Here is a 23,211-nt window from a genome sequence, read left to right on the forward strand (position 1 = left end):
AAGACCATCCATGCTTCGGAATTATTCTGTAGCGACCTTCAACTGGCTGGTCGCGGTAGCTTTCGTCACCGCCAGCGTCAACAACATCGCCATTCGCAACGAATCGCTTGGTCTTTACCTTGCCGTGTATCCTTTCGTGATCCTCTCGATGGTTTTTCTGCCGAAGCCTTTCATCATCATTCGGGAGACGAAGTGGTTCGACTGGTTCGCGATAGTCTTCACGGCTCTCGTTGTCATGTCTGCCGCCCTTCACCCGAACAGCAAATCGGTCACATATGTCGGGCTCTATGGGTTTACCTTCATTTTCATGACCATTCTCTTGCGTAACGCCATTTCCGTGTTCGGCTGGAGAGATTTTATACAGCGCTCCAACGTTATCGGCTGCGGAGCGCTGTCCGCCATCGCAGTAACCGAATTTTTCTCCCGGTACATTTACGGAGCCAATCCGCTTCTCCGCCTTCCCTTTATTAATCCGCCGGTGGCAGTCTGCGGCTTTGACATTCCTCGTTCTTATGGGCTCTCGATCGAGCCTACTTATGTCGCTTGGTATCTAAGTACTTTAGGCGTCGTCGCAATATGGTATGTCTGGAAGCAATCCATCACATGGATATTCCGTATTGCCTTCGCTGTGTTGCTTGCTCTGGCGGCGGTTGTCACTTGGTCGACTTCTGCACTGGTCGCATGTCTCGCTTCTGCAGTCGGCGTATTTGCCTACGTTATACTTTTTGACAGGCCACGTCTCTCGATTTGGCGGCGGAATATCATCTCGGTTGGTAGTGCTTGGCTGGTTACCCTGGTGGCCGTGATAGCGGTTATCGTAATTACGATCCCGGCTCCGTCGCTGATTCCCTGCCTTGACTATGTAGGCATGAAGCCGATTTCGCAGGCGATCTATGGCTATCGTGATATGCAAACGCAAATTCTCGCACAGAAAGAGGTATTGACCAATCGTCAGTCTGTGGCGGAGCAGGCCGGCGACGAGACAGAAGTTGTGAGGGTCCAAGCAGCGCTTGATGCAACCGAAAATTCCCTGGCGCAGATCCACAGCGAAAATGGCGCCGAAAACTCGATGTCTCGATATCAAATTTGGAAGCGCGATATTTCCAAAGCTATCGAGAAGCCTTTTCTCGGTTGGGGACCTGGCTACAATTCATCAACCGGGACGTCAAGCTCGCTCAACTTCTATATCGCCGCATTCCTGGAAAGCGGTGTTGTTGGCGCCGGCTTTCTTGGCCTCTTTCTCTTGTTCGTGGGAATCCACATCGCGCGCTCCACTCTGCCGAGCAAGTATGTATTTTTATTCGCTTATATGGCGGGACTGATTCATCTGAGTACGCAAACGCGCTTTTTCTTTCCTTTTGCGTGGCTGTTACTCTCACTTTTTTGGTTGGAAAACAAACGACAAGATACGGAGCTCGCATCTTGATTCCTGCAGTCAAAAGAGCACTTTACAATCTTTATTTGAGCTTCAGCGCTACCAACAACGCAGCTTTGGAGCGAGAGTATCGGGAATTGCGCGCATTGCCGCGTTATGCAGATCCAAAACACCTCGCTCAATCAGGCTATAAAATCTATTCCCAGGGCGACGAAGACGGCATCATTGCCGAAATTTTCCGCCGCATCGGGAGGGGTAGCCGAACCTTCGTCGAATTCGGTGCGGGCAGCGGCATCGAAAACAACTCCGCTGCCCTTCTTTTGGGAGGATGGAACGGCCTCTGGATCGAAGGCTCCGGCGAACATGTCAATGCAATTAAGTCCGGACTTCCATCGCTGATCGACTCTGGCCGTTTGAAGGTTCTCCAGTCTTTCATCACTCGCGACAACATAGACGGATTGATCGTTGGTGCGGGTATTGCCGGCGAAATTGACTTCCTGTCCGTCGATATCGACGGCAACGATTTCGAGGTCTATTCGGCCATCAAGAGCATTCAGCCGCGCGTCATTGTTTTTGAATACAATGCGAAATTCCCACCCCCTGTCGAATACTGTATGCCCTACAATGAGAAGCACGTTTGGCGCGGCGGGGACGCCTATGGCGCGTCCCTGGCGTTCCTCGAACGCGCGTTGAGGGAGCGCGGCTACTCTCTCGTCGGGTGTAGCCTGACCGGCAATAATGCGTTCTTTGTTCGATCCGATCTCATCGGTGACAAGTTCGCCGGTCCGTTCACCGCTGAGCAATTATATGAGCCAGGTCGCTTCCATCTCAACCATTACAGGACGGCACATCGCCCGAGCTATCAGGCACTGGATCAGGCGGCGACTCAATCCAGTATCTGATCAAAGCTTCTATATGTTCAGGAAAGAAGGCCCGTTGATGTTGACGGAAAGTGCCTCGGTCACGCTGAGCTTGCGTTCAAGCGGGTAGTCGATGAAGTACCGGCCGCCATTGCGACAGCCTTTGATCAGCGCCCGGAGCATGTCTCCCGAAAATGGGAACTGCTTTCGGGAGACATGCGTAGAATTAAGAAATTGAAGTCGCCCCGGTGGATCGGAAGCACTGTTCGTGAGCGGTTGATCTGGTGCGTCGCATTATCTTCCGCACGGTCGAAGGCGGGCACCTGGCACACAATAAAGCTGGATTACAGCGCGGACGCCGGTCAGTAGGGGCTGGCGACGTCGCCCGTTTCGACATAGACCGTCTTGATCTGCGAATAATGATCGAGGGCCGCCAGCGAATTCTCTCGGCCGATGCCGGACTGCTTGTAGCCGCCGAAGGGAATCTCGACCGGCGTCAGGTTGTAGGCGTTGATCCAGCAGGTGCCGGCCTGCAATTCGGAAATCACACGGTGGGCGCGCGACAGGTCGCGCGTGAAGACGCCGGCGGCGAGGCCGAACTCGGTGGCGTTGGCGCGCTCTATTACTTCGTCTTCATGGTCGAAGGACAGGACGCTCATCACCGGCCCGAAGATTTCCTCGCGCGCAATGCGCATGGAATCGGTGACGCCGGTGAAGACCGTCGGCTCGACGAAAAAGCCGCCTTCGAAGCCTTGCAGGCTCGGAACGCCGCCGCCGCAGGCGAGCGTTGCACCTTCCTCGCGGCCGATGCCGATATAGGACATGACCTTGTCGTGCTGCGCCTTGTTGACCAGCGGTCCCATCTGTGTGTCGGGGTCGAGCGGATCGCCGAGCCGGATGGTCTTGGCGCGTTCGACCAGCCGCTCCACGAAGCGGTCGTGAATGCCTTTCTGCACGAAGACGCGGGTGCCGTTCGAGCAGACCTGCCCGGCCGAATAGAAGTTGCCCAGCATGGCGCCGCCGATGGCGTTTTCGATATCGGCGTCGTCGAAGACGATCAGTGGCGACTTGCCGCCGAGTTCCATCGTCGCGTGCTTCATCTTCGAGCCGGCGAGCGCCAGCACCCGGCGGCCGGTCGGCACCGAGCCTGTGACCGAGACCTTGGCCGTCACCTCATGCTCGACCAGAGTGGCGCCGACGTCGCCAAAACCCTGCACGACGTTGAACAAACCGTCCGGCAGGCCGGCCTCGGTATAGATCTCGGCCAGCGCCAGCGCCGAAAGCGGCGTGTTCTCCGAGGGCTTGAAGACCATCGCGTTGCCCATTGCGAGCGCCGGAGCGGACTTCCAGCCGGCGATCTGGATCGGATAGTTCCAGGCGCCGATCCCGACGCAGACGCCCAGCGCCTCGCGCCGTGTGTAGGCGAAGGGTCCGCCAAGATCGACGAACTCGCCGTTGAAGGCAGCGACGGCGCCGCCGAGATACTCCAGACAGTCTGCGGCGGACGGCGCGTCGGCCACCAGCGTCTCCTGCAGCGGCTTGCCGGTGTCGAGCGTCTCCAGCCGCGCCAGTTCCTCGTTGCGGGCGCGCAGTATATCGGCGGCGCGGCGCAGGATGCGGCCGCGCTCCACCGGCTTCAGCCGTGCCCATGCCGGCTGCGCCGCGCGCGCCGCCTCAATCGCCAGTTCGACGATGTTCGGCGTCGCCGAATGCAGGCTGGCGATGACCTCGCCTGTGGCCGGATAGATCACCGGCAGCGCCATGCCCTGTTCGTCATCGACATAGCGGCCGTTGATGTAGTGCGAGGCCGCGGGCTGGGCACGCATGGGTTTTCTCCGGATTTGTCGGCGCTGCCCCTCACCCTTACCCTCTCCCCGCAAGAACGGGGAGAGGGGATCATCAACGCTGCGGCTGCCCCTTCTCCCGTCTCTATACGGGGAGAAGGTGCCGGCAGACGGATGAGGAGTGGCACTGTCCGCGCAAGTTATCTGTCGCTGTCCCGCCAGCGCGGGTTGATCCACGGCTCCTGGTTCGACGACGCGAGCGGCGTGCGGCCGAGGATGTGGTCGGCGGCCTTCTCGCCGGTCATGATCGACGGCGCATTGAGGTTGCCGTTGGTGACGCGCGGGAAGATGGAGGAATCCGCCACGCGCAGCGCTTCCACGCCGATCACCCGGCATTCGGGATCGACCACGCTCGTCCTGTCGTCGGTGCGGCCCATGCGGCAGGTGCCGCAGGGATGCAGCGCGCTCTCCGCATGGTCGCGGATGAAGGCGTCGAGGTCCTCGTCGCTCTGCACATGGCTGCCGGGCGAAATCTCCCTGCCGCGATAGGCATCGAAGGCGGCCTGGCCGAAGATTTCGCGGGTGAGCCGGATGCAATGGCGGAACTCGGTCCAGTCGTCCGGATGCGCCATGTAGTTGAAACGGATGACCGGCTTGGCCCATGCATCCGGCGAGCGCAGCGCAACGCTGCCGCGCGACTTGGACCGCATCGGCCCGACATGCGCCTGGAAACCGTGCGTCCTGGCAACGGCCTTGCCGTCGTAGCGCACTGCCGCCGGGATGAAGTGGTACTGGATGTCGGGGTAATCGATACCGGCGGCCGAGCGCACGAAGGCGGCGGCCTCGAAATGGTTGGTGGCGCCGAGCCCGTTCTTGAAGAACAGCCAGCGCGCGCCGATCAGCGCCTTGGAGAATGGATTGAGCACCGAGTTCAGCGTGATCGGCTGGGTCGATTCCTGCTGGATGTAGAGTTCGAGGTGGTCCTGCAGGTTGGTGCCGACGCCGGGACGATCGGCGATCACTTCTATGCCGTTTTCCCTGAGGTGCGCGGCCGGACCGATGCCGGACAGCATCAGGATCTTCGGTGAGTTGATGGACGAGGCGGCGACGATGACTTCGCGTCTTGCCTTAACGAGTTGAATCTTTTTGTGAGCCTCGATCTCGACGCCGACGGCGCGTTGATTCTCGATCACCACGCGCCGGGCGAAGCCCTTGACGAGACTCACATTCTGCCGCTTGAGCGCAGGCCTCAGATAAGCGTTGGCGGTAGACCAGCGGCGACCGTTGTGGATGGTCTGCTCCATCGGCCCGAAACCTTCCTGCTTGGCGCCGTTGTAGTCGTCGGTCAGCTCGAAGCCGGCCTGGCGCCCGGCTTCGACGAAGGCGGCATAGAGCGGATTGCGGCGCTGGCCGCGCTGGACGTGCAGCGGCCCGTCGGTGCCGCGCCAGCCGTCCTCGCCGCCGTGCGAATGCTCCATGCGTTTGAAGTAGGGCAGCACGTCGGCGTAACTCCAGCCGGCAGCGCCCTGCTCGGCCCAATGGTCGAAGTCATGCGCATGGCCGCGCACATAGACCATGCCGTTGATGGAGGAGGAGCCGCCCAGCACCTTGCCGCGCGGCGTCGCCAGCACCCGGCCGCCGAGATGCGGCTCCGGTTCGCTGGCAAAGCCCCAGTCGTAGAGCGGCATGTTGAGCGGGATCGACAGAGCCGACGGCATCTGGATCAGCGGCCCGGCGTCGGTGCCGCCGTATTCGATGACGATGACGGAATGCTTGCCGTCCTCGGACAGGCGATAGGCCATGGCCGAGCCGGCCGAGCCCGAGCCGATGATGACGAAATCCGCTTCCGCGAGAACGTTCATGTTATTCGCCCCGCGGAAAGCGCTTCTCGCCCTCGAGCGTGTCGAGGTTCATGTGGTTGCGCATGTAGCGCTCGGACGCCTTTTGCAGCGGCTGGAATTCCCAAGGGTAGTAGGCGCCGTTGCGCAGCGCCGGATAGACCACCCAGCGGCGTGCCTGGCTGGCGCGTACGGCGGCGTCGAAGCCGGCCATGTTCCAGCGCGCGCGAACCTTTTCCATGAAACTTTCGACCAGCGCCGCATGGGCCGGATCGGCGGCGAGGTTGGTCCGCTCGTAGGGGTCGGCTTCGAGGTCGAAAAGCTGCGGCGGGTCGAGTTCGCAATGGACGAACTTGTATCTGCCCTCACGGATGCCGACCAGCGGCGCATAGCTGCCCTCGGCGGCATATTCCATCAGCACCGGTGCTTCGCGCGTCCTGCCGTCGAGCAGCGGCTTCAGCGACTGACCGTCCGTCCACGGCATGATCGCTTCGATATCGATGCCGGCGAGATCGCACAGCGTCGGCGTCACGTCGAGGTTCGACACCGGCTTATCGATCCGCCCGGCCGATATGCCCCTGCCGGCGATCATCAGCGGCACGCGCGCCGCGCCCTCGAAGAAGCACATCTTGAACCACAGGCCGCGCTCGCCCAGCATGTCGCCGTGGTCGGAGCAGAACAGGACGATGGTGTCGTCCAGCATCCGCGTGCGTTCCAGCACCGAGACCAGTTCACCCACCTTGTCGTCGAGATAGGAGATGTTGGCGAAATAGCCGCGCCGTGCGCGCCGGACCTGCTCGGGCCTGATGTCGAAGCTATCGTAGTCGCTCGCCTTGTAGAGCCGCTGCGAATGCGGGTCCTGGCTTTCATAGGGGATGAAGCCGACCTCCGGCTCCAGCGCCGGGCAGTCCTCGTAGAGGTCCCAGTATTGGCGCCGGGCAACATACGGGTCATGCGGATGGGTGAAGGAGACGGTCAGGCACCACGGCCTGCGCGCGGTATCGTCGGAGGCGCGCGACAGGTCGTAGAGCTTCTGCACGGCGTGGAAGGCGACTTCGTCGTCGTATTCCATCTGGTTGGTGATTTCGGCGACGCCCGCGCCGGTGACGGAACCGAGGTTGTGATACCACCAGTCGATGCGCTCGCCCGGCTTGCGGTAGTCGGGCGTCCAGCCGAAATCGGCGGGATAGATGTCGGTGGTCAGCCGCTCCTCGAAGCCGTGCAACTGGTCCGGCCCGACGAAGTGCATCTTGCCGGACAGGCAGGTGTGGTAGCCGGCGGCGCGCAGGTGATGCGCGAAGGTCGGCACGGAGGAGGGGAACTCGGCGGCGTTGTCGTAGACGCCGGTGCGCGACGGCAACTGCCCGCTCATGAAGGCGGCGCGGCCGGGCGCGCACAGCGGCGAGGCGGTGTAGTTGTTGGAAAACCGCGCCGAGCGCGCCGCCAGCGCCTTCAGGTGCGGCGCATGCAGGAAGTCGGCCGGCCCGTCCGGGAACAGCGTCCCGTTGAGCTGGTCGACCATGACGATGAGGATATTCGGCTTGGCGGTCATGTGCGGGGAGCCTGTTTCGCCAGCATGGCGTCGACATAGTCTTCGACCAGCGAAATCGCGCTCGCCGGGTTCGGCAGGCCGTCGCGCAGCGCGCGGCGGATGTAGAGGCCGTCGATCATCGCCGCGATCGCCTCGGCCATGCGCTCGGCTTCACGACGGGGAACGAGCGGGAGAAGGCCGCTCATCAGGTTGGAATGCAGCCGCCGCGCATAGACGCTGAGCAGGCGGCGCAGCGGCAGCGAGTTCTGCGCCTCGACATAGAAGGCCAGCCACGCATGCACCGTTTCCTCGCGGAACTGGCCGGCGTTGAAGTTGACGGCGGCGATGGCCGACAGCCGCTGGCGCGGTGTCGTCGCCTTGCGAAGTGCTGCCACGCTGTCGCGGCCGAGATCGGCCAGCAGCTGTCGCATCGTGGCGAGCAGCAGTTCTTCCTTCGGGCCGAAATAATGATGCGCCAGCGCTGACGACACGCCGGCGCGTTCGGCGATTTCCGACACGGTGACGTTGAGCGAGCCGCGCTCGCCGATCGCCGAAATCGTCGCGTCGATCAGCGCCTTGCGGCGTACCGGTTCCATTCCGAGTTTTGGCATGGCGATCCTCCCGCTGTCAGTTTATTTTTTATTGACTGCTCAATCAATAACCCATCGGCGGCAGCTCAATCGATTCAATCGCCTTCGCATATGCGAAATCTCTTTACGCGGCTGCGAAGACGGTTCAGATTTGAACAAAGGCACGCCGTAGCCCTGTAAGACGCGGCGAAGGAGGCAGTCATGACCGCATGCATCGTCGGCTGGGCGCATTCCCGCTTCGGCAAGCTGGAAGGCGAGACGCTGGAGGGCTTGATCACCAAGGTGGCGGCCGAAGCGCTGGAGCACGCCGGCATCGGGCCGGACGACGTGGACGAAATCGTGCTCGGCCATTTCAACGCCGGCTTCTCGGCCCAGGATTTTACCGCCAGCCTCGTTTTGCAGACCGACGACCGGTTGCGCTTCAAGCCGGCGACAAGGGTGGAGAACGCCTGCGCCACCGGTTCGGCGGCGGTGCGGCAGGGCATCCGTTCCATTGACGCCAATGCGGCCCGCGTGGTGCTGGTGGTCGGCGCCGAGCAGATGACGACGACGCCCGGTCCGGAGATCGGCAAGAACCTTCTGAAAGCCTCCTACCTGCCGGAGGACGGCGACACACCGGCGGGTTTCGCCGGCGTCTTCGGCAAGATCGCGCAGGCCTATTTCCAGCGCTACGGCGACCAGTCGGACGCGCTGGCGATGATCGCGGCGAAGAACCACAGGAACGGCGTCGACAATCCCTATGCGCAGATGCGCAAGGATTTCGGCTATGATTTCTGCCGCCATGAGAGCGAGAAGAATCCCTTCGTCGCCGGCCCCCTGAAGCGTACGGATTGCTCGCTGGTATCGGACGGTGCGGCGGCGCTGGTACTGACCGATTCGACGACGGCGCTTGGCATGCGCCGCGCCGTCGCCTTCCGCGCCAACGAGCATGTGCAGGACTTTTTGCCCATGTCGAAGCGCGACATCCTCCTGTTCGAGGGCTGCGAGGAGGCGTGGGGCAGGGCGCTGAAGAAGGCCGGCGTGACGCTCGGCGACCTCTCCTTCGTCGAGACGCATGACTGCTTCACCATTGCCGAACTGATCGAATATGAGGCGATGGGGCTCGCCAAACGCGGCGAGGGCGCAAAACTCGCCATGGAAGGCTACACCGCCAAGGACGGCAAGCTGCCGGTCAATCCTTCGGGCGGCCTGAAGTCGAAAGGCCATCCGATCGGCGCTACCGGCGTTTCCATGCATGTGCTCACCGCCATGCAACTGACGGGCGAAGCCGGCGGCATCCAGGTGCCGGGCGCGAAGCTCGGCGGCATCTTCAACATGGGCGGCGCGGCGGTGGCCAACTACGTGTCCATTCTGGACCGGATCAGATAGGCCGGGACTGCGGTGCCGGACCATAGGGCCGGTTCCTCCGGAACGGTTTTGCCGTTCTTCACCGTCGGCCATTCGACCCGCACGATCCCGGAATTCGTCGACCTCCTGCGGGTCACTGGGGTGGAGATGGTGGCCGATATTCGCACCGTGCCGCGCTCGCGTACCAATCCGCAATACAACAAGGACGTGCTGGGTGAAAACCTCGCACCTTACCAGATCGGCTACGAGCACATTGCCGAGCTCGGCGGGCTGCGCGGTAAGGCAGGCGATGTTCCCGAGACGACTAACGCCTTCTGGATCAACCGGAGTTTTCATAACTACGCCGACTATGCACTGGGCGAGCGCTTCCGCAGTGGCCTGGAAGCCCTCGTCGCTCTCGGACGTCGGCGGCGAACGGTGATGATGTGCTCGGAGGCCGTCTGGTGGCGTTGCCATCGTCGGATCGTCGCGGACTATCTGCTGTGTGGCGGCGAGACGGTTTTTCATCTCATGGGTGAAGATCGCGTGGAGTCGGCCACCATGACGCCGGGTGCCTGCTGCCAGCCGCCGGACCGGCTTGTCTATCCAGCCGAACCGTTGCAGGAATAAGGTCCTCAATCTCCGTTTCCGGGCTCGAACGATGACAAACCCTGTTCTGGTCGAAGTGACCCGCGGCAATGTGGTCGAGAGCGCCCATCGCGGCGCGGTGGCCGTCTATGACGCGGACGGCAAGCCGCTGCTGGAGATCGGCGACACCGCACGTCCTGTCTTCCCGCGCTCCGCCGTCAAGGCGATCCAGGCGTTGCCTTTCGTCGAAAGCGGCGCGGCGGACGCCTACGGTTTCGGCGAAAAGGAACTGGCGCTGGCCTGTGCCTCCCATTCCGGTGAGCCGGAGCATGTCGAACTGGCTCGCTCAATGCTTGTGCGGGCCGGTCTGGACGAAACGGCGCTGGAATGCGGCATCCATTGGCCCTCGAACCACGAGGCGACGATTGCGCTCGCCCGGTCCGGCGGCTCGCCCGGCGCGCTGCACAACAACTGCTCCGGCAAGCATTCGGGATTTCTCTGCACCTGCCGCCATCTCGATATCGATCATCGCGGCTATGTCGCGGCCGGCCACCCTGAGCAGGAGATGGTGCGTGAGGCGATGGAGAGCGTCACCGGCGCCGTCCACGATGCCGAGCATCGTGGCACCGATGGCTGCTCCATCCCTACCTATGCCGTGCCCCTGCGCAGCTATGCTCTCGGCTTCGCCCGCATGGTGACGGGAAAGGGCTTGCCGCCCGAGCGCGCGAAGGCGGCGCAACGGCTGCTCAAGGCCTGCATGGCCGAGCCGTTCCTCGTCGCCGGCACGGGCCGCGCCGACGTCGCGCTGATGCTGGCCGCGCCCGGCCGCATCTTCGTCAAGACCGGCGCAGAAGGGGTCTACTGCGCCGCCGTGCCGGAATTGGGCGTCGGCATTTCGCTGAAATGCGACGACGGCGGCGGCCGCGGCGCAGAAGTGATGGTCGCGGCGGTACTGAGCAAATTGCTCAAGACCGACGGGACACTGGCGGCGAAGCTGACGGAACTCGCCAATCCGGCCTTGGAAAATCGCAAGGGCCTGAAGGTCGGCGCATTGCGTCCTGCCGGGGCGCTCGCCTGAGGCTCCCAGCCGTCAACTCACACGGTTGCGCTCGACCGTCAGGTGCGCGTAGCCGGCATTGCCCAGCGTCGCGAGGTCGCCGGTCACCGGGTCTGCCCAGCGCTGGCCGATGATGGCGCCATGCTGGGCGCCATCGATGACATTGTCCGAAATGATGGCCGAACCGGCGCCCTCGACGACGCTGACGATGATGCCAGTTCCGGCCTTGCGAATGACGTTGCCACTGGCGACGACGTTGCGCAGGAACGGTCCCCAGCCGAGTTGCAGGCCGGAAAGCGGTGCGTTCTCGACGACGTTTCCGGTGACGGTGGTGTCGGCCTCGACACTGATGCCGGTGCCGAAGCCGCCGTTTTCGGCAGGGTAGGGGCCGGTAGCGGAAAGGTTGCGCACGATGTTGCCCGAACACACCGCCATGCGGCCGCCTTCGTTGAAATTGACGACGGAGATGCCGTTGGCGGCGCCGTCGACGATGTTGTTGCCAATGACTGCGCCCTCGAAGGAAAACTCCGAATAGAGGCCCGTTTCGCCGGAGCGCAAGCAGGTGTTGCCGTTGATCTGGATGTTGCTGGCGCTGTTGGCGCGGATCGCCGAGAAGGCGCAATCCGAGACGAGGTTGCCTGAAACGACGACGTTGGCGGCGCGGAAGGCGTTGATGCCGTTGCCGTTCTGCCCGGTACCGCCATTGCGCGCGCCGATGCGCTCGACGCGGTTGCCGGTCACCATCGTTCCGTCATCTGCCGCCTGCCAGCGATGCACGAGGATACCCCCGTTGGCGCAATCCGAAACCGTGTTGCCGGCAATGGTGAGTCCGGCTGCCTCGACCGACCAGATGCCGGCATCGGCGGCACCGGATATGGTCGTGCGCTCTATGCGGCCGGCTGCCCGCTCCAATGCCAGCCCGTTCTTGGCGCTGCCGGTGACGCTGCATTTGTCGACAGCAAGGAAAGCAGCGCCGCGCAAGTCCAGCAGGCCCTCGGTATAGTCGGCCAGCCATTGGTTGACGCCGTCCAGCACCAGCCCGGTGAATTCGAGATGTTCGAGTTTTTCTCCGCGCATGAAATGACCGCCGCCACCATAGACGATGCGCGTGGCGCCCGGCACGCCGGAAAGGCGCACGCGGCCGGGCAGCGAAAGATTGGACACGACATAGGTGCCGGCAGGCAGGAAGATCGGCTGGTCACGCTTGGCCGCGTCATGCAGGATGCGCGAAAACGCCTTGCTCTGGTCGTCGGACGTGCCGGGCCGCACGCCCAGATCCGTGGCGCTGATCGAGCCGCGCAAAGATGCGGTTTCGATCGTGCCAAGGCTCTTCGCCGCCGCCCGGGCAAGCGGAAAGCCGGTTGCCGCAAGGCTGGCGCAACCGGCAAGCAGGGCACGTCTGTTCAACATTGGCACAGTTTCCAGCGGTTTGTCTGCGCGGCGCAGGAAACGTGCCAGCTTCGGCCTTTCCCGGCATGGCTTGTGGCGGGTCGAGGGACGGCCTAAGCTCCTGCCATGAGCAGAGCCTTCACCCGCGAAGAAGACAACGAGGCTATTGCCGATATCGGCGAACGGCCGATCTCCCCGCACCGCAACCTGGTGACGGAGCGCGGGCTGGCGCAGATTGAAGCCGAACTGGAAAGGCTGCGCAAGGAACTCGGCAAGGGCGAGCGGCAGGAAGACCGGGAACGTCTGGCCACGGCCTCGCGTGACCTGCGCTACTGGACGGCCCGCCGTGAAAGCGCCGAACTGTCCGTTCCCGAAGCCGACAGCGATGTCGTGCGCTTCGGCATGGGGGTCACGCTCGAAGGCGAGGACGGCGGCAAGGTGCATTGGAAGATCGTCGGCGAAGACGAGGCCGATCCCGCCAAAGGCTCCATCTCGCACGTTTCACCGATGGCCCAGGCGCTGTTCGGCAAGAGCACCGGCGACCTCGTCACCGTCAACGGCAAGGAATGGGAAATCGTCAGGCTGACGACGAGGGAGTGAGCTTACAGCTTTATCGGCACAGTGTGGTCCCGGAAGAATGCCGTGGCGCCGGGCTCGTCAATTTCGCCGGCGGCTATTCCCATTGTGAACGTATAAAGCTCGGCGTCGTTCGCCGTTAGCCCATAGCCGTTCAGCAGCAGGAAAGCACCCGCAGCGACAATCGCCGTGCGTTTATTCCCGTCAATGAAGGCGTGGTTGCGCGCAAGTCCGTAGACATAGGCGGCAGCGAGTTCATGAACGGTAGGCGTGCCGTAAGTCGCCCTATTCTCGGGGCGGGCGAGGGCGGACTCCAAGATATTTGCGTCCCGCAAACCAACTGCGCCCCCGTGTCGACGTAGTTGTTCAGCATGGAAGGCCTCGACAACGGCCCGCGTCAGAAACTCCCAGCTCATTCTGCGAGTTTCTGAAGCGCGACCTTGTATTTGTCCATGACCTCACGTGCGGCCGCCATCTGCCGCTCGAAAGTATTGTCGACCGGCGTCAGAGATAGACCGTTCTTCGTTTCGGCCACTTCCAACGTATCTCCGGCACGCAGATTCAGGCGCTCGAGGATTTCCTTGGGCAGGATGATTCCTTCGGAATTGCCGATCTTGCGAATGGTCGTATTCATGACACCGATCTCACGTTGTAACGGCAATTATAACGGTAAGCGCCAAATGTTGCAACGATGATTATAACGGCATCATGACCCAGTCAGCAGCCGTTCGATCAGGCGTTCCGCCGCTTCCGGGATCGCCGTGCCGGGCGGGAAGATTTCGACGGCTCCGGCGGCGCGCACGGCGTCGAAATCCTGCGGCGGGATGACGCCGCCGGCGACGATCAAAATATCCTCGCGGCCGAGCTTCTTCAGCGCCGCCTTCAGTTCCGGAATGAGGGTGAGATGGCCGGCGGCCAGCGAGGAGGCGCCGACGACGTGCACGTCGTTCTCCGCCGCCAGCCGGGCGATTTCCTCCGGCGTCTGGAACATAGCACCGACGGTGACGTCGAAACCGAGGTCGGCGAAGGCGGTGGCGATCACCTTCTGACCGCGGTCGTGGCCGTCCTGTCCCATCTTGGCGACGAGGATGCGCGGCTTGCCGCCGGTCTTCTTCTCGAAGGCCGAGAGCTTTTCCTCGAACCGGTCGACGCTTTTGTTCTCGCCGAGAGCCTTGCGGTAGACGCCGGAAATCGTCTGCACGGTGGCGACATGGCGGCCGAAGGCCTTTTCGATTGCCATGGAAATTTCACCGACCGTCGCCTTGGCGCGCGCTGCGCGGATGGCGAACTCCAGCAGATTCTCGTTGCCTTGTGCCGCGCGGGTCAAGGTGTCCAGCGCGCTTTCGACGGCGGCGACCTCGCGCGTGCCTTTCAGCTGTTGCAGCTTCGACAATTGTCGGGCACGGACCTCGGCATTGTCGATCTTGAGCACGTCGACCTCGATGTCCGTTTCCGGCTGGAAGGCGTTGACGCCCACCAGCGTCTGCTCGCCGGAATCGATGCGGGCCTGCGTGCGCGCCGCCGCCTCTTCGATGCGCAGCTTTGGAATGCCCTTTTCCAGCGCCGCCGCCATGCCGCCGAGCTTCTCGACTTCCTCGATATGGCGCATGGCAAGCTGCGCGAGGTCGTGCGTCAGCCGCTCGACATAGGCCGAACCACCCCACGGGTCGATGATGCACGTCGTGCCGGATTCCTTTTGCAGAATGATCTGCGTGTTGCGGGCGATGCGCGCCGAATGGTCGGTCGGCAGTGCCAGCGCTTCGTCGAACGAATTGGTGTGCAGCGATTGCGTGTGCCCTTGAGTCGCCGCCATCGCCTCGATCATGGTGCGCACGATGTTGTTGTAGGGATCCTGCGCCGTCAGCGACCAGCCGGATGTCTGGCAATGCGTGCGCAGGGATAGCGAGCGCGGGTCCTTCGGCGAAAAGTTCTTCGCCATCAGTTCCGACCACAAAAGGCGCGCGGCCCTCAGCTTGGCGACTTCCATGAAGAAGTTCATGCCGATCGCCCAGAAGAAGGAGAGGCGCGGCGCGAAGCGGTCGATGTCGAGCCCGGCGGCGACGCCGGCCCGGGTGTATTCGATGCCGTCGGCGATGGTGTAGGCAAGTTCGAGGTCCGCCGTCGCTCCCGCTTCCTGCATGTGGTAGCCGGAAATCGAGATCGAGTTGAACTTCGGCATGTTGCGCGACGTGTAGGAGAAGATGTCCGACACGATCCGCATCGAAGGCTTCGGCGGATAGATGTAGGTGTTGCGCACCATGAACTCTTTCAGAATGTCGTTCTGAATGGTTCCGGCGAGATCCTTCTGCGCCACGCCCTGTTCTTCGGCAGCCACGATGTAGAGCGCCAGGATCGGCAGGACCGCGCCGTTCATGGTCATGGAAACGGTCATCTGGTCGAGCGGGATGCCGTCGAAAAGCTGGCGCATGTCGAGGATGGAATCGATGGCCACGCCCGCCATGCCGACGTCGCCGGCAACGCGCGGATGATCGCTGTCATAGCCGCGATGGGTGGCGAGGTCGAAGGCGATCGACAGGCCTTTCTGACCGGCGGCCAGGTTGCGCCGATAGAAGGCGTTCGATTCCTCGGCCGTCGAGAAACCGGCATATTGCCGGATCGTCCACGGCTGCTGGACGTACATGGTGGGATAGGGGCCGCGAACAAAGGGCGGCAGGCCGGGGTACGTATCGAGGTCCGGCAGGCCCTTGAGGTCGGATTCGCCATAGAGAGGCTTGACCGGAATACCTTCCGGCGTCTGCCATGACGCGCCGGTGGACAGGCTGGCGGCGCGGTGCGACTCTTCCCATTTCATATTGCTGAAATCAGGGATCATGGCGTCTCACTCATCTGCTGATCGAGACGCATGGGCACCATGGCCTCGCAGAACACCACGCCGTCGTTCGGGGCGGCATGCTTTTCGGCGCGGAGCGTTTCGACCGGCGATTCGCCATGCAACGGATGCAAGGTGGTGCCGACGATGGGGCGGCCGCCCGCCCGCTGGGCCTCGGCGCGGCTTTCCCGCGCGGCTTTCACCCGCGTCTGGATGTGACCGTCGCGCAGGCTGGCAAGAACGCCGCCCTCGGCGTCAATGCGCTGGAACTCCTCCCATGCGGCTTCGCACAGGCTCTCGGTCAGCGCCTCGATGCCGCCCGAGCCGGCGGCGGGGTCGGCGACGAAGCCGATATGGCTCTCGCGCGCCATGACAAGCTGCGTGTTGCGGGCGACGCGGCGCGCAAAGCCGGCCGGCAGGCCATGCGCGATCGTATGCGGCAGGATCGAGATCGAATCGGCACCGCCCGTGGCGGCGGCGAAGCAGGCGATCGTATTGCGCAGGATGTTGGTCTCCGGATCTTTCGCCGTCGTCATCCGGTAGGACGTCTCGGCATGGACCTCGGCTGCGGATGCCGGAATGGAGCAGACCTCCTGGATGCGCGCCCACAGGCGCCGCAACGCCCTGATCTTGGCCATGGACAGGAACTGGTTCTGGTCCACCGACAGGGCGAAACCGATATGCGGCGCGGCATAGACGAGCGCCTGGCGCGCCTCCTCGAACAGCTTGAGGTGAGAGACAGCTGAGGCGAGCATGATGCCCAGTTCCTGCGCTTCAGTCGCCCCCGCATTGTGGAAGACGCGCCCATCCGCCTCCAGCAGGATGCCTGGAACGCCGAGCGCGAAGAAGTGCGCCAGCGACTGCGGCATCGACGCCTGCAGCGCCTCGATCGACATGCGCAACCGCCCGGTGCCGGCGAAGATCGCCGCCGGATCGATGCCGAAGGAGAGGCTGAGCTTGGAGGGGTCGGCGCGCCGCTTCGTCAGCACCGCCACCAGTTCGTCCGCCATGGCGCGGCTGACCGGATGGACGTCGACCCTCAGGTGAACCTGGTTGAGCGAGACCTGCGCTAGAACGCGCTCAAGCGTCTGTGGCGTACCGGGCAGGCCGTAGCCGAAAGCGTTCGGCGCGCCCTCGAAGACGAGAGACAGGCCAGTGGCGCCCTGCGCAAGGTCCTCGCTCGCCTGCGCGATGGCGCGGTCCACATCGGGGTCGTCGATTCGCTGGCTGACGATCCATGGTTGTGCCGGATTGTTACGCAGGCAATGCGCGGCATCGACCACCCGGCCATAAAGCGGTTCGACGCGAATGCCGTCGTCGGTGTGGGAAACCAGCCGGTCCTCGAAGGACGCGCCGGCCAGCGCTTTTTCGGCAAGCGCCAGCCAGCGCTTCCGCTCCGTGTTCTGCCCATCTATGTCGATCGAGGCCTCGGCGCTCATCCGTTCTTCCTGTCTGCCGGCCGCACCAGCCTGGACGGCATCACTCTACGGTTCCTGTTACCATATCGCAATGCAACCAAGGCACTGAAGGTTGCGCCTGCGCCTTTGATTTTCACACGAGCGTCAGTATACCCTGCGGCAAATCGCCGGCCTTGAGCGGCGGCACGGCAGAAGGGCCAATAGATGGCGCAAGACACGGGCATTTTCCTGGGCGCGAGCCGCAAGCCGGACGACAGCTACCAGAAGCCCGAGGAACTGCTGCTGCGCTACGGCAACCGGCACGGCCTCGTGACGGGCGCGACCGGAACCGGCAAGACCGTCAGCTTGCAGATCATGGCGGAAGGCTTTTCGAATGCCGGCGTGCCGGTGTTCTGTGCCGACGTGAAGGGCGACCTGTCCGGCATCGCCATGATGGGCACGGCGCAGGATTTCCTTCTCAAGCGCGCCAGCGAAATCAGGCTCGATCCGTACGAATTCCAGGAATTCCCGGTCATTTTCTGGGACCTGTTCGGCGAACAGGGCCATCCCATCCGCGCCACCGTCTCGGAAATGGGACCACTACTGCTGTCGCGGCTGATGAACCTCACCGAGGCGCAGGAAGGCGTCATGAACATCGCCTTCCGCATCGCCGATGAGGAAGGTCTGCTGCTGCTCGACATGAAGGACTTGCAGGCCTTGCTGGCCAACATCGCCGGGCGCGCCGACGAGATTGGCGCACGCTACGGCAACGTCACCAAGCAGTCGGTCGGCGCCATCCAGCGCTCGTTGCTGATTCTGGAACAGCAGGGCGGGGCGAATTTCTTCGGCGAGCCGGCGTTGCGCATTTCCGATCTCATGCGCACCACGCGCGACGGCCGTGGTGCCATCAGCGTGCTGGCCGCCGACAAGCTGATGATGAACCCGCGGCTCTACGCCACCTTCCTGCTGTGGCTGATGTCGGAACTGTTCGAGGTGCTGCCCGAGGTTGGCGATGCGGACAAGCCGAGGTTGGTCTTCTTCTTCGACGAGGCGCACCTTCTGTTCGACGATGCGCCGAAGGCGCTGATCGACCGCGTCGAACAGGTCGTGCGGCTGATTCGCTCGAAGGGCGTCGGTGTCTATTTCGTCACCCAGAATCCGCTCGACGTGCCGGAAACGGTCCTGGCGCAGCTCGGCAACCGGGTGCAGCACGCGCTACGCGCCTACACGCCGCGCGAGCAGAAGGCGGTGCGCACCGCCGCCGACACCTTCCGGCCCAATCCGGATTTCGATTGCGCAACGGCCATCACCCAGCTCGGCACCGGCGAGGCGCTGGTTTCCACGCTTCAGGAAAAGGGCGTGCCCTCGATGGTGCAACGCACGCTGATCAGGCCGCCGTCCTCGCGGCTCGGGCCGATCACGCCGCAGGAGCGGCAAAGAGTGATCGCCGCCAGTCCCGTGGCCGGGCAATATGACGAGACGATCGACCGCGAATCGGCCTTCGAGATGCTGCAGAAGAAGGCTTCCGAAGCGCAGGCGGCCGAACAGAAGGCGCGGGAGAGCGGCGGCTCGCGCTGGACCTTGCCGGATTTCGACGGTGGCGGTTCCGCGCCGGCTCCGTCCCAGCCTCGCCGCCCTGCGCCACGCCCGTCGAACCGCCAGACCGTCACCGAGGCCGCCATCAAGTCGGTGGTGCGCTCGGTCGGCTCTTCGCTTGGCCGCGCCATCGTACGCGGCATTCTGGGCAGCCTGTCGCGCGGCCGCTAACAGGGCTGAGGCGCCGGCGTATCCGGCGCCGCCATCAGATCAATAGGCGGGGCCGAGCAGTTCGGCGTCCTGCGGCACCCCGGCATCGATGGGGATGGCGCGTCTGGAAGACGTCGCCGCGATCGCCGATTCGGCGTTGGGCGTCACGATCACCGTCGCCTTGCCGGGCACCCGGCCGTAGAGATCGATGATGTCCTGGTTCATCAGCCGCACGCAGCCGGAAGAGACGGACTTGCCGATGGACGTCCATTCGGGCGAGCCGTGCAGACGGTAGAGCGTGTCCTGGCCGTTCTGGAACAGGTAGAGCGCGCGCGCGCCCAGCGGATTTTTCAGCCCGCCCGGCATGCCGCCGTTGTCTGCGCTGTATTTCCTGAGTTCCGGCTGGCGGGCGATCATCTCCTCCGGCGGCGTCCACTTCGGCCATTTCTGCTTCCATTGCACCACGGCATTGCCGGACCATTCGAAGCCGGCGCGTCCAAGTCCGACACCGTAGCGAATCGCCTGGCCGCCCGGCCGCACCAGGTAGAGAAAGTGGCTCGTTGTATCGACCACGATGGTCCCGGGCTTCTGGCCGGTCGGGTCGTCGACGATCTGTCGCAGGAATTGCGGGTCGATCTTCTGGTAGGGAACTGCCGGAATCTGGAACCCTTCGTCCTCGATTGGGCCGTACATGGTCGCATAATCGGGCAGGTCCGGCTCACGCGGCAACTGTGGCTGTGGCGGCGGTTGCGAGCCGACGGTCGTGCATCCCGCCAGCGCTACCGAGGCTGCGCCGAGCGCTGCCGTGCCAAGAAAGCCGCGGCGCGTCATCGCAGGCGGGGCAAAAATCGTCTTGAGCATGGTGGCCTTTCCGAATTCCGGGTCGAAGAGAATATGAGCCGACCCCGCTCCTTCCTCATCACATGAGAGGCGGCGATAAGTCTTGCCGATTTTGGCCAGAAGGTGGGCAAGCCGGCGATCAAAGCCGTTTTGCGCCGCAAAGAGGCCGCGACTGTGGCCGATCCGCAACGCTCGCGCCAAAGTGAGGTGTGCAATGGCTAGGTACCATCGGCAGTCAGCCGAAAGTTTGCGCCGCTTGTCCCAACGATTCCACGGCCTTGCCGGTTGACGCGGACGGCCAAGCGCCTTCCAATGTGTGCCAACGCGAACGGGATGAAGCGATGACCCTGGCAGCAGCCGCGCAGACGACGACCTGGACCTATGTGGATGGCGATTGGCACGAAGGGAACGTGGCGATCATCGGGCCGCGTAGCCATGCCATGTGGCTCGGCTCGACCGTTTTTGACGGCGCCCGCTGGTTCGAGGGTGTCGCGCCGGACCTCGACCTTCACGCAAGGCGGGTGAACGCCTCGGCCGTTGCGCTCGGTCTGGCGCCGACCATGTCGCCGGAAGAAATCGTCGGCCTGACTTGGGACGGATTGAAGAAGTTCGACGGCAAGACGGCGGTCTATATCCGGCCGATGTACTGGGCCGAGCACGGCGGCTATATGGGCGTACCGGCCGACCCGGACTCGACGCGGTTCTGCCTGTGCCTCTATGAAGCGCCGATGATTGCGCCGAGCGGCTTTTCCGTCACGGTCTCGCCCTTCCGCCGGCCGACCATCGAGACTATGCCGACCAATGCCAAGGCCGGCTGCCTCTATCCCAACAACGGCCGCGCCATCATGGAGGCCAAGGGGCGCGGCTTCGACAATGCGCTGGTGTTGGATATGCTGGGCAACGTCGCCGAGACGGGATCGTCCAACATTTTCCTGGTCAAGGACGGCCATGTCCTGACGCCGGCCGCCAATGGCACCTTCCTGTCCGGCATCACCCGCGCCCGCACCATGGCGCTGCTCGGCGATTACGGCTTCCGCGCCATCGAAAAGACGCTCACGGTGCGTGATTTCCTCGAGGCCGATGAAATCTTCTCCACCGGCAATCATTCCAAGGTCGTGCCGATCACCCGCATCGAAAACCGCGACCTGCAGCCCGGCCCCGTCGCCAAGAAGGCGCGCGAGCTTTATTGGGAATGGGCGCATTCGACTTCCGCCGGATGACCGGATAAAACGCAATCGCGCACCGGCCCGGCGTTGTCCCCGGCCGTAGCCGACCTATCTTTCTCCGGTAGACACCGGATTTTTTTGAGGAGTAGCACCATGGCTTTTGAACTGCCCGCCCTTCCATACGACTACGAGGCTTTGCAGCCGTATATGTCGAAGGAGACGCTGGAGTATCACCACGACAAGCACCACAAGGCCTATGTCGACAACGGCAACAAGCTGGCCGCAGAAGCCGGGATGGGTGACCTGTCGGTGGAGGAGGTCGTCAAGCAGTCGTTCGGCAAGAACGCCGGCCTGTTCAACAACGCCGCCCAGCACTACAACCACATCCACTTCTGGAAGTGGATGAAGAAGGGCGGCGGCGGCAACAAGTTGCCGGGCGCGCTGCAGAAGGCGGTCGATTCCGACCTCGGCGGCTACGACAAGTTCAAGGCCGACTTCATCGCCGCCGGCACCACGCAGTTCGGCTCCGGCTGGGCCTGGCTGTCGGTCAAGGACGGCAAGCTGGCCATCTCCAAGACGCCGAACGGCGAGAACCCGCTGGTTCACGGCGCGAGCCCGATTCTCGGGGTCGACGTATGGGAGCACTCCTATTACATCGACTATCGCAACGCCCGGCCGAAGTACCTCGAAGCCTTCGTGGACAATCTTATCAACTGGGATCATGTCCTCGAGCTCTACGAAAAGGCGCGTGGCTGATCGCACAGGAAAGCCCCGGCAAGTCCGGGGCTTTTTCTTTTCAGGCATCGGAAAGACGAAAATTCACGCTCGCGTGAAAGTGGCGGGAATTTCAGGGTACAGTCTTTCGTTGACGTCTGGGGCCGGATACGGTCCTCAACCGTCAACTGTGGAGCCTCCTGAATGAGAAAGCTTGTCATCGCCATCTCTATGCTCGCCTTCACCGGCGCTGCAGCGTCCGCCGATCCCATTGCGGACAGACAGGCGCTGATGAAGGAACGCGGCAAACTAGTCGGCACCTTGTCCAAGGTGGTGAAGGGCGAGCAGGCCTTCGACGCGGCCGCCGTCCTCGATGCGTTGAAGGGGTTGGAGGCGAATGCCGAGAAATTCGACACCGAGGCGCTGTTCCCTGTCGGCAGCGAGCAGGGCAGCGACACCACCGCCGCGCCGAAGATCTGGGAAGACAAGGCCGGGTTCAACGCCGCCGAAGACAAGTTCCTCGCCGACGTCAAGGCGGCGGTTGCTGCTCCTCCTGCCGATGTAGACGCCCTCAAGGGGCCGTTCGGCACCATCGCCAAGGATTGCGGCGCCTGCCACCAGACCTATCGCATCAAGAAGGGCTGACGCGCCCGATGGGCTGGGCCGGCAAGCTTCTCGGCGCCGTCGTCGTCCTTGGCGGCGCCTGCGCGGCTGCCGGCTGGTTCCTGTCGGCGCCGGTCCGGCTGGACGCCGGGACCATCGCCGAACTTGGCGCAGGCGATGCGGTGAAAGGCAGGCGCATCTTCTTCGCCGGCGGCTGCGCCTCCTGCCATGCCAGGCCGAAAGCCGAGGGCGACGCCCGGTTCGAACTCGCCGGCGGCGTCGAACTGAAAACGCCGTTCGGCACCTTCGTCGCGCCCAACATCTCGCAGGACGCGAAGGACGGCATCGGTGCGTGGTCGATGGAGGATTTCGCCAACGCCATGCTGAAGGGCATTTCGCCCTCCGGCGAGCATCTCTACCCGGCTTTCCCCTATGCGTCCTATGCCCGCATGAAGCCGTCGGACGTGGCCGATCTTTATGCCTTCCTGAAGACCCTGCCTGCCGTTTCCGGCAAGGCACCCGGCCACCAATTATCTTTTCCCTTCAACATCCGGCGCGGCATCGGACTGTGGAAGCTCGCCTATCTCAGTGACAGGCCGGTGGTCGACCTGCCTGCGGACGCGCCCGAAGCCGTTGTCGCCGGGCGCTACCTTGTCGAAGGACCGGGCCATTGCGGCGAATGCCACACGCCGCGTGACTTCGCCGGCGGACCCAAGAAAGCCGAATGGCTGGCCGGCGCCGTCGCCGCCGAGGGTGACGGCATCGTGCCCAACATTACTTCGGGCGAGGGCGGCATCGGCGACTGGTCGGCCGAAGACATCGCATCCTATCTTGAAAACGGCTTGACGCCGGATTTCGATTCGGTCGGCGGCGCGATGGTCGAGGTGCAGAAGAACATGGCCGAACTCCCGCCCGAGGACCGGGCGGCGATCGCCGCCTATCTGAAGGCCATCCCGCCGCACCCCAACGGCTATCCGCCGCGCAAGCCGCAAGGCTGAGGA

Annotated in this window: 21 protein-coding genes; 11 read left to right on the forward strand and 10 right to left on the reverse strand. The window is 63.4% G+C overall.

Translation table 11 applies throughout. From position 1 onward, the window contains the following. Positions 1–10 precede the first annotated feature (10 nt). Both FGU64_RS22745 and FGU64_RS22750 read left to right on the forward strand, forming a co-directional pair. A complete protein-coding gene (locus FGU64_RS22745) occupies positions 11–1,426 on the forward strand; it encodes an O-antigen ligase family protein (protein WP_139955146.1) in 1,416 nt (471 codons plus the stop codon). Continuing rightward, complete coding sequence (locus FGU64_RS22750; protein WP_210239052.1) at positions 1,423–2,277, forward strand: hypothetical protein; 855 nt, start codon at positions 1,423–1,425, stop codon at positions 2,275–2,277. The genes FGU64_RS22745 and FGU64_RS22750 overlap by 4 nt, the downstream gene beginning before the upstream one ends. Before the next feature lie 320 nt (positions 2,278–2,597). Here FGU64_RS22750 and betB read toward each other — a convergent pair whose 3' ends face one another. The 4 genes from betB to betI form a co-directional block, all read right to left on the reverse strand. Further along, positions 2,598–4,061, reverse strand: a complete 1,464-nt coding sequence (betB, locus tag FGU64_RS22755; RefSeq protein WP_139955147.1) for a betaine-aldehyde dehydrogenase — start codon at positions 4,059–4,061, stop codon at positions 2,598–2,600. 158 nt (positions 4,062–4,219) lie between these two features. After that, positions 4,220–5,881 (reverse strand): choline dehydrogenase, encoded by a 1,662-nt coding sequence (gene betA / locus FGU64_RS22760; RefSeq protein WP_139955148.1) that lies wholly within the window; start codon positions 5,879–5,881, stop codon positions 4,220–4,222. A gap of 1 nt (position 5,882) precedes the next feature. After that, positions 5,883–7,409, reverse strand: coding sequence for a choline-sulfatase (gene betC / locus FGU64_RS22765; RefSeq protein ID WP_139955149.1), 1,527 nt, complete (start codon positions 7,407–7,409; stop codon positions 5,883–5,885). Next, positions 7,406–7,999, reverse strand: coding sequence for a transcriptional regulator BetI (gene betI / locus FGU64_RS22770; protein ID WP_139955150.1), 594 nt, complete (start codon positions 7,997–7,999; stop codon positions 7,406–7,408). The genes betC and betI overlap by 4 nt, the downstream gene beginning before the upstream one ends. 180 nt (positions 8,000–8,179) lie before the next feature. On the opposite strand from betI, the gene FGU64_RS22775 reads away from it, so the two are divergent. The 3 genes from FGU64_RS22775 to FGU64_RS22785 are packed head-to-tail and all read left to right on the forward strand — an operon-like array spanning position 8,180 to position 10,970. After that, complete coding sequence (locus tag FGU64_RS22775) at positions 8,180–9,346, forward strand: acetyl-CoA acetyltransferase (RefSeq protein WP_139955151.1); 1,167 nt, start codon at positions 8,180–8,182, stop codon at positions 9,344–9,346. A 48-nt stretch (positions 9,347–9,394) separates the two neighbouring features. Continuing rightward, positions 9,395–9,934: a DUF488 domain-containing protein gene (locus FGU64_RS22780; protein WP_246671197.1), complete on the forward strand. Its 540-nt coding sequence runs from the start codon at positions 9,395–9,397 to the stop codon at positions 9,932–9,934. 31 nt (positions 9,935–9,965) lie between these two features. After that, positions 9,966–10,970, forward strand: coding sequence for an asparaginase (locus tag FGU64_RS22785; RefSeq protein ID WP_139955152.1), 1,005 nt, complete (start codon positions 9,966–9,968; stop codon positions 10,968–10,970). A 12-nt stretch (positions 10,971–10,982) separates the two neighbouring features. Here FGU64_RS22785 and FGU64_RS22790 read toward each other — a convergent pair whose 3' ends face one another. Next, positions 10,983–12,359, reverse strand: a complete 1,377-nt coding sequence (locus tag FGU64_RS22790) for a TIGR03808 family TAT-translocated repetitive protein (RefSeq protein WP_139955153.1) — start codon at positions 12,357–12,359, stop codon at positions 10,983–10,985. Positions 12,360–12,464: 105 nt separating this feature from the next. On the opposite strand from FGU64_RS22790, the gene greA reads away from it, so the two are divergent. Continuing rightward, positions 12,465–12,938 (forward strand): transcription elongation factor GreA, encoded by a 474-nt coding sequence (greA, locus tag FGU64_RS22795; protein WP_139955154.1) that lies wholly within the window; start codon positions 12,465–12,467, stop codon positions 12,936–12,938. Positions 12,939–12,940: 2 nt separating this feature from the next. Here greA and FGU64_RS22800 read toward each other — a convergent pair whose 3' ends face one another. The 4 genes from FGU64_RS22800 to FGU64_RS22815 form a co-directional block, all read right to left on the reverse strand. Next, positions 12,941–13,330, reverse strand: coding sequence for a type II toxin-antitoxin system death-on-curing family toxin (locus FGU64_RS22800; protein ID WP_139955155.1), 390 nt, complete (start codon positions 13,328–13,330; stop codon positions 12,941–12,943). Beyond that, complete coding sequence (locus FGU64_RS22805) at positions 13,327–13,548, reverse strand: AbrB/MazE/SpoVT family DNA-binding domain-containing protein (protein ID WP_136357882.1); 222 nt, start codon at positions 13,546–13,548, stop codon at positions 13,327–13,329. Before FGU64_RS22805 ends, FGU64_RS22800 begins: the two co-directional genes overlap by 4 nt. A gap of 72 nt (positions 13,549–13,620) precedes the next feature. Next, positions 13,621–15,726: a methylmalonyl-CoA mutase gene (gene scpA / locus FGU64_RS22810; RefSeq protein ID WP_246671393.1), complete on the reverse strand. Its 2,106-nt coding sequence runs from the start codon at positions 15,724–15,726 to the stop codon at positions 13,621–13,623. 17 nt (positions 15,727–15,743) lie between these two features. Continuing rightward, the gene (locus tag FGU64_RS22815) at positions 15,744–17,183 is read right to left on the reverse strand and encodes a methylmalonyl-CoA mutase subunit beta (protein WP_139955157.1); all 1,440 of its coding nucleotides are present in this window, start codon (positions 17,181–17,183) and stop codon (positions 15,744–15,746) included. A gap of 183 nt (positions 17,184–17,366) precedes the next feature. Between FGU64_RS22815 and FGU64_RS22820 the strand changes: the two genes are divergently transcribed. Next, entirely contained in the window at positions 17,367–18,908 is a 1,542-nt protein-coding gene (locus tag FGU64_RS22820) for a helicase HerA-like C-terminal domain-containing protein (protein ID WP_139955158.1), read from the forward strand. Positions 18,909–18,947: 39 nt separating this feature from the next. Here the strand turns inward: FGU64_RS22820 and FGU64_RS22825 are convergent, their stop codons facing one another. Next, positions 18,948–19,748 carry a L,D-transpeptidase gene (locus FGU64_RS22825; protein ID WP_136357890.1) on the reverse strand — a complete coding sequence of 267 codons (801 nt, stop codon included), beginning with the start codon at positions 19,746–19,748 and terminating at the stop codon, positions 18,948–18,950. A 320-nt stretch (positions 19,749–20,068) separates the two neighbouring features. On the opposite strand from FGU64_RS22825, the gene FGU64_RS22830 reads away from it, so the two are divergent. From FGU64_RS22830 to FGU64_RS22845, 4 genes are all read left to right on the forward strand, one after another. Then, positions 20,069–20,947, forward strand: a complete 879-nt coding sequence (locus tag FGU64_RS22830; protein WP_139955159.1) for a branched-chain amino acid aminotransferase — start codon at positions 20,069–20,071, stop codon at positions 20,945–20,947. 99 nt (positions 20,948–21,046) lie between these two features. After that, positions 21,047–21,649 carry a superoxide dismutase gene (locus FGU64_RS22835; RefSeq protein WP_139955160.1) on the forward strand — a complete coding sequence of 201 codons (603 nt, stop codon included), beginning with the start codon at positions 21,047–21,049 and terminating at the stop codon, positions 21,647–21,649. 162 nt (positions 21,650–21,811) lie between these two features. After that, the gene (locus tag FGU64_RS22840) at positions 21,812–22,252 is read left to right on the forward strand and encodes a cytochrome c (protein ID WP_139955161.1); all 441 of its coding nucleotides are present in this window, start codon (positions 21,812–21,814) and stop codon (positions 22,250–22,252) included. An 8-nt stretch (positions 22,253–22,260) separates the two neighbouring features. Then, positions 22,261–23,208: a cytochrome c gene (locus FGU64_RS22845; RefSeq protein ID WP_139955162.1), complete on the forward strand. Its 948-nt coding sequence runs from the start codon at positions 22,261–22,263 to the stop codon at positions 23,206–23,208. Positions 23,209–23,211 lie beyond the last annotated feature (3 nt).

Source organism: Mesorhizobium sp. 8 (assembly GCF_006351905.1).
In the GTDB taxonomy this organism is placed as follows: Bacteria; Pseudomonadota; Alphaproteobacteria; order Rhizobiales; family Rhizobiaceae; genus Mesorhizobium; species Mesorhizobium composti.